The following is a 16,728-nucleotide window of genomic DNA, read 5'->3' as shown; positions in this document are numbered from 1 at the left end:
TGGCCTCATCGGAGATTCTTTTTGCTTCATGCAGCAGGTGCATGGTCTCATCGGAGATTCTTTTTGCTCCATGCAGCAGGTGCGTGGGCCCATCGGAGATTCTTTTGAGATGAAACATCAGATGAATGGAGTGAGAAAGCATTGGTTTTGACAAAATCAAAGAGTAAGTAAGACATAAATCAGAATAATTAAAACAAAAGACTACAAATCATCATAACTAAAACAATCAATACAATGGCTAAATTTATGGAAGGACTCTATTACAGTGAGTCACACGAGTATGTACGCGTAGAGGGCAATCAAGCTTACATCGGTATTACGGATTTCGCTCAGAATGCCTTGGGCAACATTGTTTATGTGGATATGCCCGATGTCGATGACGAGCTGGAAGCAGGCGATGATTTCGGCGCTGTGGAGAGTGTGAAGGCTGCCAGCGATCTGAAATCGCCCGTAAGCGGGACTGTCATTGAAGTCAATGACGCCTTGGACGATCAGCCGGAACTGATCAATCAAGATGCTTTTGCAAACTGGATCATCAAAGTTGAACTCTCAAACAAAACAGAACTCGACGAACTAATGGATGCCAAAGCTTACGAGGCTTTCTGCAATAAATAGTCAATGAGGAGATGAGTAAGCATGTTTTGCACTGCGGGTAAGGCTTATTGGCGCTGCAAGTAATGCGTGCTTACACATCACCTCCCTATATTTCTCTAAACGATGCAATACAAATTCTTTCCCCATACGCAAGAAGAGATCACACAAATGCTCGATCGCATCGGCGCCAAATCATTGGAAGATCTATACGCCGAAGTGCCCAACAGCATTCATTTTGATCGAGACTATCATCTTCCCGAAGCTAAAAGTGAGATCGAAATCCGACAACTCTTTGAGAAACTCGGCCAAGAAAATCAACAACTAACTGTCTTTGCCGGTGCCGGCGTGTATGATCATTACACGCCCTCGATTGTTCCCAACTTGGTGGAACGCTCGGAATTTCTGACAAGTTACACGCCCTATCAAGCTGAAATATCACAAGGCACACTGCATTATATCTTCGAATATCAGAGCATGATGGCCGAACTCACCGGCATGGATATCTCCAACGCGTCGATGTATGATGGCAGTACGGCCACGGCCGAAGCTGCTTTGATGGCTGCCGCAGCTGCCAAGAAAGCGAATACAATATTGGTTTCTGACACCGTAGACAAGCGAATCCTCCATGTGATCAAGACTTACGCCTATTTTCATGGTGTTTCCGTCAAAATGATTGAGGCAAAATCAGGCATCACTTCACGCGAGGCGCTTGATGCAAAATTAACCGAAGGTGGCGTGGCCGGCGTCATCGTGCAGCAACCTAATCGCTTCGGTATTATCGAGGATTATACGGGATATGCCGACGCATGCCACAGCCAGAAAGCTCTTTTCATTATGAACAGCAATCCGGCAGATCTGGCACTGCTGAAAACTCCGGGTGAATGGGGTGCCGACATTGCTGTGGGCGAAGGTCAGTCACTCGGTATTCCGATGGCATTCGGCGGTCCTTATATCGGATATATGTGCTGCACAGAGAAAATGATGCGCAAAATGCCGGGCCGAATCGTTGGTAAGACACTTGACAAAGAGGGTAGACGCGTCTTCGTGTTGACACTCCAAGCACGCGAACAACATATCCGCCGCGAGAAAGCAACATCCAATATTTGTTCTAACGAGAGTCTGATGGCTTTATTCATCACCATCTATATGAGTGTGATGGGTAAGCAAGGACTGAAAGATGCAGCACAACTCTCTTACGACGGAGCACACTATTTGTGCGACGAGTTGATCAAGTCAGGACGTTTCTCAATGGCTTATGATCAGCCTTTCTTTAATGAATTTTGCGTCAAATTCAACGGTAATGTCGATGCTCTCCAACATAAATACTTGGAAAACGGCATTCTCGGCGGCGTGAAAATGGCAGAAGACACCATTATGTTTGCTGTTACCGAGAAACGAACCAAGGCCGAGATCGACCGGCTTATAACATTGTCTGACCTTTAATCCGCTGTCAAATGAACAATAAATTATACGGAAATCTGATTTTCGAATTATCTCATCCGGGGCGAAGAGGCTATACCTTACCCAACAATCAATTCGATCATTATGAACTCCCGGCATCTATGCGCAGAGCAAAAGATGCCGAACTCCCCGAGTGTGATGAAATGACTGTCGTGCGTCATTATACAAATCACAGTGAAAACAACTTCGGCGTGAACAACGGATTTTATCCTTTGGGCAGTTGCACGATGAAATATAACCCTATCATCAACGAAGAAGTAGCTGCTTTGCCACAGTTCCAAAACCTCCATCCGTTGCAACCTGCCGAGACTTGTCAAGGCGCTTTGGAGGTGTATTATAATTTGCAACAGGCTCTTTCCGAATTATCGGGATTGAGTGAATTCACTTTAAACCCGTTTGCCGGTGCTCAAGGAGAGTTGACCGGACTGATGATAATCCGCTCTTACCATCAAAGTCGCCATGACAATAAGCGCATCAAAGTGATCATTCCAGACTCTGCTCACGGCACAAATCCCGCTTCGGCCGCAGTATGCGGGCTCGAAGTGGTCGAAGTTAAGAGCACTCCGGAAGGCATTGTCGACGTAGACGATTTGAAACGATTGCTCGATGACAGTGTGGCTGCAATGATGATGACCAATCCTAACACGTTAGGACTCTTCGAACAGAAGATCCCTGAGATCACTCGTTTGGTGCACGACTGCGGCGGTTTGATGTACTATGACGGTGCAAATCTCAATCCGTTGCTCGGAACATGTCGTCCTGGCGATATGGGATTCGACGTCATGCACATCAATCTTCATAAGACTTTCTCAACGCCTCATGGTGGCGGAGGACCCGGTGCAGGTCCGGTCGGTGTGAGAGAGGGGCTCGAACAATTCCTGCCTTCACCCAGAGTGATCAAGGAAAACGGACGTTTCGTCATTCAAGAGAATCATTACACGCTCCCGGGTGATACAACTCCGCTCGCTGTGGGTGCCTTTTTGGGAAACTTTTTAGTTCTTTTACGCGCTTATACATACATCTTGACCCTCGGAAAAGAGAATATTAAGATGGTGGGGCCGCTTGCGACACTCAACGCTAACTATATAAAGGAGATGTTGAAAGATGTTTATGAACTACCCATTGAAGGTTTGTGCAAACACGAATTCGTCTTTGACGGTTTGAAAGATAAGAGCACCGGCGTCACCACAATGGATATTGCCAAACGTCTTTTAGATTATGGCTATCACGCTCCGACGATTTATTTCCCGCTTTTATTTCATGAAGCGATGATGATCGAACCCACAGAGAATGAAAGCAAAGACACGATTGATGGTTTCATCGACGTGCTTCGGAAAATCGCTCAGGAAGCAATCGAAGAACCGGAAACCGTGAAATCAGCGCCACATCACACACCCATCGGTAGGGTTGATGATGTGTTGGCTGCTAAACATCCGATCATGACCTACTAAACAACTGATCAATGACAAGGACTGACTTACTTATCATCGGTAGCGGACCAGGTGGATACCGTGCTGCCGAATATGCTGCGAGAAACGGTTTACAAGTGGTGATTGTCGAAGAAGCCGAAGCCGGCGGAACATGTTTGAATTGCGGGTGTATTCCGACGAAGACTCTTTGTCGCAATGCAGAGGTTTTCAACGAACTGAAAGACGGTGATGTTTATGGCATTTCACTGTCATCGCCGCTGCCGAAAATCAACTTCCAACGAGTGATCGAGCGCAAACAGCAGATTGTCGAACAATTACGCAAAGGTGTGGAAACACTCATGGCTTCGCCCGGCATCACTTTCCTACGCGGAAAAGCACAGTTGAAAGACGGAAAAACCGTCATTGTCAACGGCGAAGAAATCACTGCCGACAATATCATCATTGCCACCGGATCACGTGCCAAAATTCCTCCTATCGAAGGAATCGACCTATCCCATGTAATCACTTCAACAGAATTGCTCGACATTGATCATGTTCCGCAACGGTTGTGCATCATCGGCGCCGGCGTTATCGGGATGGAATTTGCCAGCATTTTCAGTAGTTTCTGTAGTAAAGTCACAGTGATCGAATTTTTGAAAGAGTGTCTTCCGACACTCGACAGCGACATTGCCAAACGCTTGCGCAAGACATTGGAACGCAACGAAATCGATTTCCACCTGCAATCGGGTGTGAAAAAGATTGAAGAAACAGGCCATGCACTCACCGTTACGTTTGAAAAGAAAGGCAAAGAAGCTGCCGTCGAAGCCGACATTGTGTTGGTGGCAACCGGTCGTGAACCTCGCATAGAGGGATTAGGACTGGCCGAAGCCGGCATTGCTTACGATCGAAAAGGCATCACCGTGAATGAAAACATGCAGACAAACGTATCGAGTGTTTATGCGATCGGCGATGTCAACGGTCGGCAAATGCTGGCTCATGCAGCCACATTCCAAGGTTTCCGCGCCGTGAATCACATCCTCGGCAAGGCGGATCACATTCGTTTCGATATCATGCCATCTGCTATCTTTACGCATCCGGAAGCCGGAAGCGTGGGGATGACCGAAGATAGTTGCAAGGCAAACGACATTGAGTGCAAGTGTTACAAAGGGCATTACCGATCAAATGGTAAGGCTTTGGCGATGAACGAATTTGAAGGACTCATCAAGTTGGTTATCGATGCACACGGCTTGATCATAGGCTGCCACGCGTTCGGCGCTCATGCCTCTGATATTGTGCAAGAAGTAACCGCACTAATCAACCGTAACACGACGATCACAGACCTACGCGACATCATCCATACACATCCCACTCTAAGCGAAATCTTGCAAGATATTGCTTTGACAGCTTCATAATCGGATGCGCATAGAAAGCGGAGTAACACGGCTGAAACAGTCGGATGTTACTCCGTTTCCTGTTTCAATCATTTCATCAGACACACTTCCCGAATATTCTTCAATAGCATTTCACCGAAATTTGTATCTCATCAAAGTCCAATCAAATGCAAACGCTTTGGCTCTCTCATCATGCACAGACAACTTTCTTAAAGAATGCTCGCAAGGCACCCAGCCGGGTCCGACCCAGACGGAAGAAATGCACGTAGGCATTTCTTTCCCTACTTTACATGGCAGCAAGACCAGTATCTGAACATGGAAGGCAAAGTTACATTGGAAACACAGGAAGTTAATCCATGGAATTTGGCCTATAACAAGATCAACAGTATTCCACATCTCGTGCAGATTGCCCCTAATGGCGGTATTATGATCGCCACACATGATGTTCCACTAATCAACAATCAACAAAATAGACAATGAAAACAAGTCAAACACTCGCCGCCGCATTGCTGATAGCTTTACCGGCAGGCGCACAGCACTATACTGTTACTGGCAAATTCCCCGGTTTGAAGAATGGAGCCGAAGTGGCGTTGGAAGTCAAACAAGACGGTAAAAGAATCGATATCTCCACCACAAAGGTCGTAAACGGTGCTTTCCGCCTCACAGGCCATGTGGCGAAGCCACGCTCGTGCAATTAAAGATCAATGACAAAGCCATCTATGGAGACGGCGAGTATGCCCAAGATCGAGGCATACCCATCTTGATCGAGAATACGCCTATCGTGGTGATGGCTGCACATTTCGATAGCATTCCGCGTAACTATGAATATCAGAGCACCCCTCTTTTCAAGGAAAAGAATGTCACCGTGAAAGGAGGCCGCGCACAAGCGCAGTATGACGAGTGGCGCAAAGCCGTCTACGACGCCGAATTGCAGGCCTGGAAAAGCGAGCATGCCCTGCAAAAATATCAGTTCGACACGCCGCGGGCGCAAAAGGATGCCGAGCAAGAACAACGTCTAAAAAATGCCGCCAAGAAAGATGCAGGCACCGTGGCAGTCCTCAACCGTACCTTTATCGAGCAGCATCCCACCTATGTCATCTCTTTGAAACTCCAGCGAGATCAACTCGAAAACCTCTTTACCTATACCGATGCCGATTACGACCGCATGTTGGCCTTGCTCAAAGACAATGACGACCAGATGGGGTATGCCAACTTTCGGAAAACAATCGAAGGACTGCGTAAGTTCACCAAAGGCACGCTCTACACAGATTTCGGTGTGGTGACGCCCAAGGGACAGAAACACAAACTGTCCTCTTTTCTCGCCAAGGAGAAATATACCTTTATCGATTTCTGGGCATCATGGTGCGGTCCGTGTCGTGCAGCCATTCCCAAGATCAAAGCGCTACATGCCCAATTCGGCACTCGACTTCGCATAATCAGTATATCGGTGGATGCCAAAACCGAAGATTGGAAACGCGCTATGGATGAAGAAAAGATGCCCTGGATACAGCTGCAAGCACCCAAGTCGTCGATACAGACCTTGCGTGATGCCTACCGTCTCACGGCCATTCCCAACTTGCTCATTCTCGATCCCGAAGGACATGTCATCCTGCCACATCCGATCCGGACGAAGCCCACAGCATGATCGAAAGTCTGTTGTCAGATCAGGCCGGAAAGTAAGCCACAACCGAGATTCCTTCCCCTCATAAGAGAGAGAATACCAATCTCTTAAAGAGTCGTCGAGAAGTATAGGACTTCTGCCCCACAAGTCCTATACTTCTCGGCGACTCATCGTATACTTCTCATTTTGCATCTACACCGGGGGACATACGCCGTTTCTATTCGACCTTTTTCCACCGAGTTCGGGAATTCAGTGGAAAATAAAAGCGAAAGCATGGTCAAAGGTAAAATAATATTAAATAATATGAGAAAGATGAGGGATTTTGTGGAAAAATGAGTTATTTTACTGTACGAAACGATGAAGTGCGGATCGGTAAGTACCGATTCCGCACCTATTTTTGGAATATGGGATTTAACGAAATAGTGGTAAAAGCCCTGTGGCGGGCATTGGTTGAAGAGTCGGGCAGAAATGCTTTCTGCATCGACGGAACATTTTTCACTTATCGGGATTTAGCGGTGGGCGTCTCGAAAATCAGGAAGGCCTTGAGGAGTGTTTCCTCCAAACACATCGGACTCGTGGCCAACGACGATCTTGAAACCTATGCTTCGATTCTCGCCTTGTGGTTTGAAGGCAAGTGTTACATTCCGCTCCATCCTGGACAGCCTATCGAGCGATGCACTGATATCATCGAGCAGGTGGGTATCACTACCCTACTCGATTCTGGCAAGGAAACGCGTTACGAGAATATAAAAGTCGTGATGACTCAACGCTTGTCACTGGATGAAGTCTCGATGGACATCCCACGCTCTTTCAATGACGACGAGTTGGCCTATATTCTATTCACATCGGGCAGCACAGGCAGGCCCAAAGGCGTGCCTATCACACGCGGAAACGTGGCTGCTTTCATCGAGGGATTCCGCGCCTTGGGTTTCCGATTAACAGCCGATGATCGTTGCTTGCAGATGTTTGATCTCACGTTCGATCTCTCGGTGCAGTCTTACCTCCTCCCGCTGTTAAGCGGAGCCTGCACCTATACTGTGACGTATGACCGAATCAAGTATCAAGCCGTCTTTGAACTTTTAGACGATCATCATCTCACTTTCACCATGATGGTGCCGTCGGTGATTCATTACCTGCGCCCCTACTTGGATGAGTTGCGCATCGAAGAGTTGCGCTACTCTCTCTTTGCCGGCGAGGGACTCAATCTGGGCGATGTCGACTGCTGGGCCGAATGTGTTCCCAATGCAGAAATTTGGAATGTCTACGGTCCCACGGAATGTACCATCTATTGCACGGGGGCAGAATATGTTCGCGGCGGAGGCAACCGTAATGTCAACGGTATTATGGGCATCGGAAAGGCGATGAAAGATGTGGGTACAATCGTGATCGACGACAACGGTCGCATCTGCAAACCCGATGAGAAAGGCGAGCTGTGCCTGTCAGGACCACAACTCACCCCAGGCTACTGGGGCGATGAGACGAAGACGCGTGCTGCGTTTTTCCAACATGCCGGACGAAGGTATTACAAAACTGGTGATGTTTGTGCCATGAACGCCTCCGGCGACATTCTTTATTACGGTCGTAAGGACTCGCAGATCAAGATACAGGGTTATCGCATCGAGTTGAGTGAGATTGAGCATGTAGCCCGAAAATTCTATAATGAACGCAATGCAGTGGTTGCCCTGCCTATTTATGACCATCATCACAACTGCCAAATACACTTGGCCGTCGAGCATGGAAAAGCCAACTCTGAGCCAGAACTGATTGAATATCTCCACCGTTATTTGCCGAGTTATATGATTCCGGTAGCTGTTCACGAGATGAAGCATTTTCCGCAGAACGCTAATAACAAGATAGACAGACGAAAGATTGCAGAATATATACAAAAGAATAACAAATAGGTATGGAAAAGAAAGAAGTATTGGCCACCCTGAATGCCATTTTTTCAGAAGCGCTGAAAGACCCGAACTTAACCTTGGAAGAGAACATGTCGGCCAAGGATGTGGATGGATGGGACTCTATCACAAATATGATCATCATCAGTGAGATCGAAAAGCACTACAATATTCGATTTAAATTTCGCGATATTATGCGTATCAAGGATGTCGGCGGATTGTGTGATGCGATCATCGACAAGGCCAAATGAGTCGTTGACCTTAGTTATCTGACACAATGGAATTTATATCAATACCGTTCACCATCTTGCTGACGGTGACTTTTATATTGTATTATCTCAAAACCAATAGGTGTTGGCAGCATGGATTATTGCTGTTGGCAAGTCTGGTGTTTGCTGGATACTATCACCTCATTTATATTGCGTATGCCCTCGGCATCAACGTGTTCACATTCTATGCAGGTAAATACCTCGCATCCATTCGCGGTCAACGATCGGCTTCCTACGTGTTTGTGGGAAGCATCGCAGTGCTTGTCTGTACGTGGCTTGCCGCCCGCTACTGGGCGCCTCTGTTTCCGCTTGGCATTTCTTTTTACACATTCCAAGCCTTGTCTTATCTCATCGAGATCTATTGGGACGAAGACCCCGAGGACAGTTTGATGGATTTCACACTCTACATGCTGCTCTTCATGAAGTTTCTTTCGGGACCGATCGAGCGCGGATACGACCTGTTGCCTCAACTCAAACAGGCCCAACGTTTTGATTATGACAAGGTGGTATATGGAATGAAGCTCATAATCTGGGGAGGCTTTATGAAGCTGGTCATTGCCGATCGCATTGCACCATCTCTCGACACCGTGTTTAGCAATGTTTACGAGGCCACAGGCAGTCAGTTGCTGACAGTCACCCTGATCTATCCCATACAACTTTATGCCGACTTTGCCGGTTATACGCTAATGGCTATCGGCCTCGGACGAATGTTTGGCTTCACACTCTCGCCTAACTTCGATAGGCCTTTCATTTCTCTAACCACGGGTGAGTTGTGGCGTCGCTGGCATATTTCGCTCTCGTCATGGGTGCGTGATTATGTCTTCATGCCGATGTCGGCGGCAACGCGCACATGGAAACGCTGGGGCATCTATGGGTCACTCATTGTTACATTCGTGGTGATCGGCATTTGGCATGGTGCCGGATGGGCTTTCGCATTCTATGGACTCTTCCAAGGTGTGATCGTCGTTTATGAGACGGCTGCATCAGGATTCCGTGACCGTGTGCACAGCCTATTGCCTGATTCGATTTATCGACCGCTGCAAATGATACGCACCTATGTGCTATTCGCACTCTCGCTGCTTTTCTTCCGATTACCCAAGATCGATGACGCCATGTACACCTACCGTCACCTTTTTGATGGATTCGAGACCAATATTAAGGAACTGCGCCTCGGCATGACCGATTCTCAATGGATCTATTTTGGGGTCGCGGTATTGCTTATGTTCCTTTTGGACTACGCGCATTCGCGTGTCGACATTCTGAAATGGACAGCCCGTCGACCTGCTTGGCAACGTTGGCCCATCTACTTTGCTACAATCCTGCTGATCTTCTTATTCGGAGCCTTCGGTGTCGAGAACTTTATCTATGTGCAATTCTGATGGCGTGCTTCTGCATTCATAAATTTATCGGATTTTAATTTATGCATTTTATTTGAAATACTGCTATGATGAAGTTTTTACGAAATAAGAAGTCGCTCGCACGATTCTATATAAATACGATTCTCTTGGCTATACCATTCCTCGGATTGATCATTTGGTATGTTGTGAAAGATCCGTTTATGGTGATTCGCACTTACGACGACTACGATAGTCCCGAGATCTGTCAAAGCGAGGGAGCTGTGGGATGGTACAAATACAAAATGTTCCGGCACAAAATGCACTACGACTCATTTATCATGGGTTCGTCATCTACACTCGCTTTCAATACATCCGACTGGAACCGCTATATCAAGGCACACCCTTTCCGGCTGTTCAGTAATGGTGAGGGGCTCATGGACTTGCGCCTGAAACTCGACGCACTCGACCGCCAGCCTGGGCAAAAGATCAAAAATCTACTCATTGTCTGCGAACCCGGCTTCTTTTCTCCCACCGATTTGCAGAAAGGAATTATGCACGTCATGCCTCCCGAAGTCAGCGGGAAAAGTGAAATGAGCTACCAAGTCATTTTTCTGCAAGGTTTCTTTAATCCTAAGTTCTTAGGTCCTTACCTTCGGTATTATATCACGCACAAGTATGATCGGAGTATGATCGGCATCATGAATTCGCGCGGACGTATCCGCACTCGTTATACAAACGATGATACGTTAGAAACCGAACGGGAAATTCGAGAGAAAGGCGAACGTTATTGGGATCCTTATGCCAAATATAGATGCGCTCCCGGAGACACCTCTATCACTTTCGGGCAGCCTGTCATCCACAAAGTACAGATTACCCATCTCGAAGCCATCCGAGATATTTGCCAGCGTCATCACACCAATATCAAGATCGTCATCGGCCCAACACAGGGTGCCACAGCCATGAATCCTGAGGATGACGCCATCCTCAGGCAGATCTTCGGGGCCGATCATGTGGCTGATTATTCCGGTCGTGCAGGCTTGAAATATCGCAACTATCACAATTTTTACGACGATATTCATTATCGCGTAGGAGTAGGTAGAGCCATTCTTCGCGATTTATATGCGCATTAATGGATGCTCATTAAAATAAATATTGTAATTTTGCAGTACATTAATTATCATTTTATACATCTCATGAAGAAAATCCTTTCCTCAGTATTGCTGTCCTTATTTGCGGCAGTTGGTTTCTCACAAAATGTTCAGTTGCATTACGATCTCGGTCATTCACTTTATAAAGATCTCAGCAATCGAATGAGCATCACTACCACCGTGGAGATGTTCAAGGCAGATAAATGGGGTAGTAATTACTTCTTTGTCGATATCGATTATCTAAAAGACGGCGTCATGGGAGCCTACTGGGAGATTTCACGAGAGATGAATCTCACGCCCAACAAGCAATGGGCAGCCCATATTGAGTATGATGGTGGTCTGACATCCGATAAAGAAACATTTATCTCCACTCGTTTCCAACATGCTGCACTACTTGGTGGTGCATGGAATTGGGCCAATGCCGATTTTTCAAAGACATTTTCGGTGCAACTCCTTTACAAATATAATTTCAAAGGTAAGAATCCATGGAATCGTCCGTTCAACAGTGCCCAGCTCACCGAAGTATGGAGCACCACTTTCGCACATAACCTTTGTACATTCAGCGGATTCTGCGATCTGTGGTATGACCGTAGTGTTCGAGGCAATTGGATTGTCGTCTCCGAACCCCAGTTTTGGCTAAACCTCAACGCCCTTAAAGGTTGGGAAGGAATCAATCTGAGTTTAGGAAGCGAAGTCGAGATCAGCAATAACTTCGTTTTCAATGAACGCGGTGAGAATAATCGCTTCTATGCTATCCCGACAGTAGCAGCCAAATGGACTTTCTAAGTCTCTCCCTATCATATCCAATAGCGGCCTATCGAAAGATGGCCGCTTTTCTTTTACAATCTCTATAATGATCATAAATAGAGAAAATCAAGAAGGCGATATAAAAATCATTGAAAAAGTTTGTCGGTTTAAGAAAAATACGTACCTTTGTGCCGAAGTTCAGAAAGGAACAAGCAGACAAGACATTTCATTGGGATATGGTGTAATGGTAACACTACAGATTCTGGTCCTGTCATTCCAGGTTCGAATCCTGGTATCCCAACATAAAAAAGGCAAGTAGTTGGTAAATAAACTACTGCTTTCCATTTAGGAGAGATGGTAGAGTGGTCGATTACAACGGTCTTGAAAACCGTCGTGCTGAGAGGCACCGGGGGTTCGAATCCCTCTCTCTCCGCAGGAAGTACTCTGGAGAAGACTTCAGAAAATACTTCACAAAATCAGTAAGTATCGTAGCTTCAATAAGTTACGATACTTTTGTTTTATACTTACATGTTTTTTCAGAGTACGTAAGGAGGGTGCCGAAACGCCCAAAATACTCTCCTACGGTTACAATCTGGTTACAAAAAGATGAGCCGAATAAAAATTGTAACCAAGAGTACGTACAGAGATTGTTTAGAGTACTTATATATTGCTGTTATTCAAATGATTATGTAGAACTTTGCAGTGGGATATATGGAAGTTCATTCCATCCATTTAGGCGATAAAATTCCTTTCGATGTGGAACAATTTCCCATGAATCCAGCTACAATTAAAAACAGTCAATGTATGAAATCAATTTTCAGAACAGTCTTCTATCTCAGAAGCAACTATGTAAACAAGGAGGGCAAGACCCCTGTGATGTTGAGGATTTACCTTAACAACGAACGGTTGTGCATAGGCTCAGCCGGGATCGCCGTTGAACAGAACCAATGGGACAGTACGCGAGAACGGGTGAAAGGACGCAATACCGAAGCCCTAAGCATGAACTTGCAGTTGGACAGCATCCAAAACGACCTGCAAACCATCTATCGCAAGTTGGAAATGACGGACGACCTGTGCTTGGAACGCATCAAGTCTGAGTATCTCGGCAGGCAGGACAATGTCTGCACACTCATGCAGCTTTTCGAGAAGCATAATACGGACATACAGGAACAGGTTGGTGTCTCGGTGAGTGTGGCAACGTTGCAGAAATACAACGTGTGTAAGAAACACTTTGCGGCCTTCTTGAACGAAAAGTACAAGCGTTGTGACATTCGCCTGTCTGAACTGACATTCACCGTCATTCATGACTTTGACATTTATCTGCGTACAACCGCTGGGCAGAATCCCAATACGGCCACGAAAACGATGAAGACTTTCAAGACCATCACCATACTGGGAAGGAAGATGGGCGCGTTGAACCACGACCCGTTCATAAATCATCATTTCCACTTGGAACCGGTAAACCGTGGCTTCCTCACTGACGAGGAAATCATGAAGATTGCCAACAAGGATTTCGGTATCAACCGCCTGGAACTGGTAAGAGATGTTTTCATCTTCTCTTGCTTTACAGGTCTGGCATATATAGACGTGTCCAACCTTACGCCGGACAACATCGTTACGCTTGACGACAAGCAATGGATTATGACCAAACGTCAGAAGACAAGCGTGGAAACCAATGTGCTGCTTCTTGACATTCCTAAGCGTATCATCACCAAATATGGGCATAAGACCTATCGGGACGGTAAACTCCTTCCGGTACTTACAAACCAGAAGATTAACGCTTATCTCAAGGAAATTGCCGACCTTTGCGGTATCAAGAAGAGGCTGACCTTCCACCTTGCACGCCACACATTTGCCACAATGTCGCTGAGTAAGGGCGTTCCGATGGAAAGTGTGTCAAAGATGCTGGGGCACACCAACATAAAGACTACACAAATCTATGCTCGCATCACCAACAAGAAGATAGAGCATGATATGGAAGAATTGGCTGGAAAACTCAGTAAGTTCAATACAGCTATGGGCATATAATATATTAATGTATAACCCTAAAATAATAGACGATTATGGAAACAAAGAAAGAACTATCTTACTTCCGATTGAAATTAGAGACTTATCTCAGTGAGCATTTCCCCGAAATGCTGGGTGATAAACCATTCATAACGGCAAGAGCCGATGAAGCCCTTACTACCTACTGTGATGCAATGGCACAAGGATTCTCTCACCCAGAGGCAGAGGTAATGGCAAGCGAAGTGTTATACCAAGGTTTGCATTTTTCCAAGTACGACACCCTTGTTTCAGTTTTAGAGAATGAGTTTGAGAAAGAACTCCCTTCTCCTCTTCCTGAAAGACTAACACCAATGCTTCTGAAGAATAAGGCTGTGCAAAGCGTTTTCGATAAGTATGAACTGACGGACGACTTTGGTGCAAGTCCAGAGTATGAGAAACTCTACACCGAACTGACAGGGACAATCGTTCTGATCATTGAGGTCAATGGTCTGCCAACCGTCAATAGTGAGAACATGACTTGATGTAACACCATCGGGAACTTTTGTAGTGTCAAGAGCCAAGATAACCATTCTTCCCCACACACCAAGAGTTTGAGCAAACACTTGGCTTTGTGTGGAAGAGTATCTTGTTATTGCTCTTGAAACTATAAAAAGCTCCGATATGAATACAATCATCATGAATCAAGATGTCCACACACCTGCCTTCATCAAGGCAGACGCATCGAACAAAACCGATAAAAGCAAGCAGCAGCCGACTTCTCCCAAGCAAGTCCATCGCTTCTCTTGGACACGCTTCATCGAACTCGTTATCCTGCTTTCCATCGTTATCGGTGCCATTTGGCTTATCTCGAAGATGGTAACGCCGCAAGTCGTAACTGCCGTCTCTGTCATTGCAGGTTTTCTGATTCTACGCTTTATAGTCAGGGTAATTCTAAAAGTGACATTTACGCTGCTGAGCATTCTCTTCTGGCTGGCAATTCTCTGTGCCATCCTGCTATGCGTGCTTTGAGAAGCACAGTCCTGTAAGACCTTTTATCTTATTTCATCAGGTGGTTATCTCGCATATTGAGATAGCCACCTTTTCTATTTTCCACTACGAGCGTTGCACTTTTGCTTCTTTTCCTATGCTCCACGATATGCGATGACAAGGAGACGGATGCTGTTCCCTTTTTATTCGCAAAGGTAGTACGGGGTTTGTGGCTTTCAAAAGGTCTGTGCCGCTTGGTTTGTCTGGAAAATCTCCACGCCTACGGGTTGTATTTTCCGCCAAAACCTTGTGTAAGCCCGCCCCGCTACCTCTATTTTGCTACAAAAAGGAATCAGCATACTCCGATCTTTGGACGCATAAAAAAAATGTCGCTATGGATAAGCAAAAAGTAAATACAACATCTTCAATGAACAGAAAAGGATATAGCTCCTCCTCTCATTACCGCATTAACCCTACGGCTGAAAAAAGTGAGCAAGTGTTGGCAATTAAGTTTGTACAATGGGACGTTCCCCCTTTGGAGAGCCTTTGTAACAGCAAAGTATATCTCCTACGTGTGAAACTCAATCGTGGCGAGTGTATGAGCGTGAAGAAAAGAATTGGCTATGTGAAGCAGTAAACTCTAACACCTATTTCCGTACAGCTGTTCCCCTGCAAGGTTATCGCTTTGACTTCTTTGACGTACTGAAGAAATACCTTGTTAATCAGTATGGAAGGTGGACAGAGTATTACGCACCCGACAGAACAAGCCTAAGAGGCTACCTATATGGGCGCATCAATCAGATAGTAGAAATTCCCAAGTATTAATAACATCAAAGCATATACGACAATGAAAGGAACAGAACATTTCACACGGACAATAGCCGAGTATCTTAATCAGCGTGCTATGGCAGACCCCTTATTTGCCCCTAACTTGATGAAACCTAATAAGAATATCGAGGAGTGCATCACCTACATTCTTAATGAAGTGCAGAAAAGCGGTTGTAACGGCTTTGATGATGATGACGAGTTGTTGAGAGCTTAGCTCGAAAAAATTTTCTCTATGGCTGTTCACTACTACGATGAGGACGATATAGAAGTCGACAAGGCTGTTTCTTGCCAAGTTGCCGTTAATCACGTTGTGGAACTAACGGAGGAAGAAAAAGCCAAAGCAAGACAGGAAGCCATTAAGCAATATCAGCGTGAGGAACTTGCCAAGTTACAGAGCCGTAACGCACGAGTGAAAAAGACCGAGAACATAGCAACCCAAGTACAACCATCACTATTCGATTTTTAAGCCTATGAAACCAAGAAATAAATTTGAGAAGGCGGTTTTGGAACAAAGCAAACATCTTCGCCCAATAACCAAGACACAAAGTAAGTGGGCATTCCGTGAGTGTATAGACCACTTTGCCTACCGCTTGCCAAAAGGTCGCACCACTTGTATGGATTGTGGGCATAGTTGGATAATGGACAAACATAGAGAAACTTGCCCTTGCCCTCATTGCAGGGCAAAGTTGCAGGTCAAGGAAACATTCCAAAGGAAATTACAGCAAAAGCGGTATTTTACCACGCTTACCGCTTGTGAAGGGTATCAAGTTTTGCGTATGTTCCTCCTCGTGGCTGAAATGGAGAAAGGCTGCAAGGCTGAACACTATGTGCTTGAAATCGGGCAGTATTGGTGGAATGCACAAGGGCGGAAAGCCATTGTTGCCATTCCACGCACATTGGGCAGATATGTTGATACCTTTTCTTACTATACCCCTATGGCTATCCGTAACGACAACGAAGCCTACCAATATGCAGCCTATTCTCAGACATATCCGAAGTTCAAGGTTACGGACACACTCCGCAGGAATGGTTTCAAGGATGATTTTCACGATATA

16 protein-coding genes, 2 tRNA genes and 2 pseudogenes are annotated in these 16,728 nt (G+C 45.9%); all 20 read left to right on the top strand.

Annotated features, from left to right (window positions below; all coding sequences use genetic code 11):
• Window positions 1-234 precede the first annotated feature (234 nt).
• Window positions 235-615, top strand: a complete 381-nt coding sequence (gcvH, locus tag JCM12259_RS10585) for a glycine cleavage system protein GcvH (RefSeq protein WP_025066443.1) — start codon at window positions 235-237, stop codon at window positions 613-615.
• A gap of 102 nt (window positions 616-717) precedes the next feature.
• Entirely contained in the window at window positions 718-2,037 is a 1,320-nt protein-coding gene (gene gcvPA, locus JCM12259_RS10580) for an aminomethyl-transferring glycine dehydrogenase subunit GcvPA (protein WP_025066442.1), read from the top strand.
• An 11-nt stretch (window positions 2,038-2,048) separates the two neighbouring features.
• Window positions 2,049-3,506 carry an aminomethyl-transferring glycine dehydrogenase subunit GcvPB gene (gene gcvPB, locus JCM12259_RS15105; RefSeq protein WP_036888956.1) on the top strand — a complete coding sequence of 486 codons (1,458 nt, stop codon included), beginning with the start codon at window positions 2,049-2,051 and terminating at the stop codon, window positions 3,504-3,506.
• Between the two features lie 11 nt (window positions 3,507-3,517).
• Entirely contained in the window at window positions 3,518-4,876 is a 1,359-nt protein-coding gene (gene lpdA / locus JCM12259_RS10570) for a dihydrolipoyl dehydrogenase (RefSeq protein WP_025066441.1), read from the top strand.
• A gap of 294 nt (window positions 4,877-5,170) precedes the next feature.
• Window positions 5,171-5,335 carry a hypothetical protein gene (locus tag JCM12259_RS16785; RefSeq protein ID WP_156409628.1) on the top strand — a complete coding sequence of 55 codons (165 nt, stop codon included), beginning with the start codon at window positions 5,171-5,173 and terminating at the stop codon, window positions 5,333-5,335.
• Entirely contained in the window at window positions 5,332-5,553 is a 222-nt protein-coding gene (locus JCM12259_RS15910; protein WP_025066439.1) for a DUF4369 domain-containing protein, read from the top strand. The genes JCM12259_RS16785 and JCM12259_RS15910 overlap by 4 nt, the downstream gene beginning before the upstream one ends.
• The gene (locus JCM12259_RS15100; protein ID WP_025066438.1) at window positions 5,544-6,500 is read left to right on the top strand and encodes a TlpA family protein disulfide reductase; all 957 of its coding nucleotides are present in this window, start codon (window positions 5,544-5,546) and stop codon (window positions 6,498-6,500) included. The genes JCM12259_RS15910 and JCM12259_RS15100 overlap by 10 nt, the downstream gene beginning before the upstream one ends.
• A gap of 380 nt (window positions 6,501-6,880) precedes the next feature.
• Window positions 6,881-8,377 carry an AMP-binding protein gene (locus JCM12259_RS10545; RefSeq protein WP_025066437.1) on the top strand — a complete coding sequence of 499 codons (1,497 nt, stop codon included), beginning with the start codon at window positions 6,881-6,883 and terminating at the stop codon, window positions 8,375-8,377.
• A 2-nt stretch (window positions 8,378-8,379) separates the two neighbouring features.
• On the top strand, window positions 8,380-8,622 hold the full coding sequence (locus JCM12259_RS10540) for an acyl carrier protein (protein WP_025066436.1): 243 nt from the start codon (window positions 8,380-8,382) through the stop codon (window positions 8,620-8,622).
• A 26-nt stretch (window positions 8,623-8,648) separates the two neighbouring features.
• The gene (locus JCM12259_RS10535; protein WP_025066435.1) at window positions 8,649-10,019 is read left to right on the top strand and encodes an MBOAT family O-acyltransferase; all 1,371 of its coding nucleotides are present in this window, start codon (window positions 8,649-8,651) and stop codon (window positions 10,017-10,019) included.
• Window positions 10,020-10,084: 65 nt separating this feature from the next.
• Window positions 10,085-11,107: a hypothetical protein gene (locus tag JCM12259_RS10530; protein ID WP_025066434.1), complete on the top strand. Its 1,023-nt coding sequence runs from the start codon at window positions 10,085-10,087 to the stop codon at window positions 11,105-11,107.
• Window positions 11,108-11,170: 63 nt separating this feature from the next.
• The gene (locus JCM12259_RS10525) at window positions 11,171-11,911 is read left to right on the top strand and encodes a nucleoside-specific channel-forming Tsx family protein (protein WP_025066433.1); all 741 of its coding nucleotides are present in this window, start codon (window positions 11,171-11,173) and stop codon (window positions 11,909-11,911) included.
• Between the two features lie 191 nt (window positions 11,912-12,102).
• Window positions 12,103-12,173, top strand: a tRNA-Gln gene (locus JCM12259_RS10520).
• A gap of 47 nt (window positions 12,174-12,220) precedes the next feature.
• Window positions 12,221-12,305 (top strand) — tRNA-Ser (locus tag JCM12259_RS10515).
• A gap of 371 nt (window positions 12,306-12,676) precedes the next feature.
• Complete coding sequence (locus tag JCM12259_RS10510) at window positions 12,677-13,900, top strand: site-specific integrase (protein WP_025066432.1); 1,224 nt, start codon at window positions 12,677-12,679, stop codon at window positions 13,898-13,900.
• A gap of 35 nt (window positions 13,901-13,935) precedes the next feature.
• The gene (locus JCM12259_RS10505) at window positions 13,936-14,400 is read left to right on the top strand and encodes a DUF1896 domain-containing protein (protein WP_025066431.1); all 465 of its coding nucleotides are present in this window, start codon (window positions 13,936-13,938) and stop codon (window positions 14,398-14,400) included.
• A gap of 139 nt (window positions 14,401-14,539) precedes the next feature.
• Complete coding sequence (locus tag JCM12259_RS10500; RefSeq protein ID WP_025066430.1) at window positions 14,540-14,887, top strand: hypothetical protein; 348 nt, start codon at window positions 14,540-14,542, stop codon at window positions 14,885-14,887.
• A gap of 352 nt (window positions 14,888-15,239) precedes the next feature.
• Window positions 15,240-15,670, top strand: a pseudogene (locus JCM12259_RS15095) (hypothetical protein).
• 22 nt (window positions 15,671-15,692) lie between these two features.
• Window positions 15,693-16,139, top strand: a pseudogene (locus JCM12259_RS15090) (PcfK-like family protein).
• Between the two features lie 4 nt (window positions 16,140-16,143).
• The coding region (locus JCM12259_RS15085) for a PcfJ-like protein (protein ID WP_036888958.1) at window positions 16,144-16,728 on the top strand (585 nt) is incomplete at its 3' end.

Origin of the sequence: Hoylesella enoeca JCM 12259, from assembly GCF_000613405.1 — a bacterium.
Taxonomy (GTDB): Bacteria; Bacteroidota; Bacteroidia; order Bacteroidales; family Bacteroidaceae; genus Prevotella; species Prevotella enoeca.
This window is presented reverse-complemented; position numbering and strand designations above follow the sequence as displayed.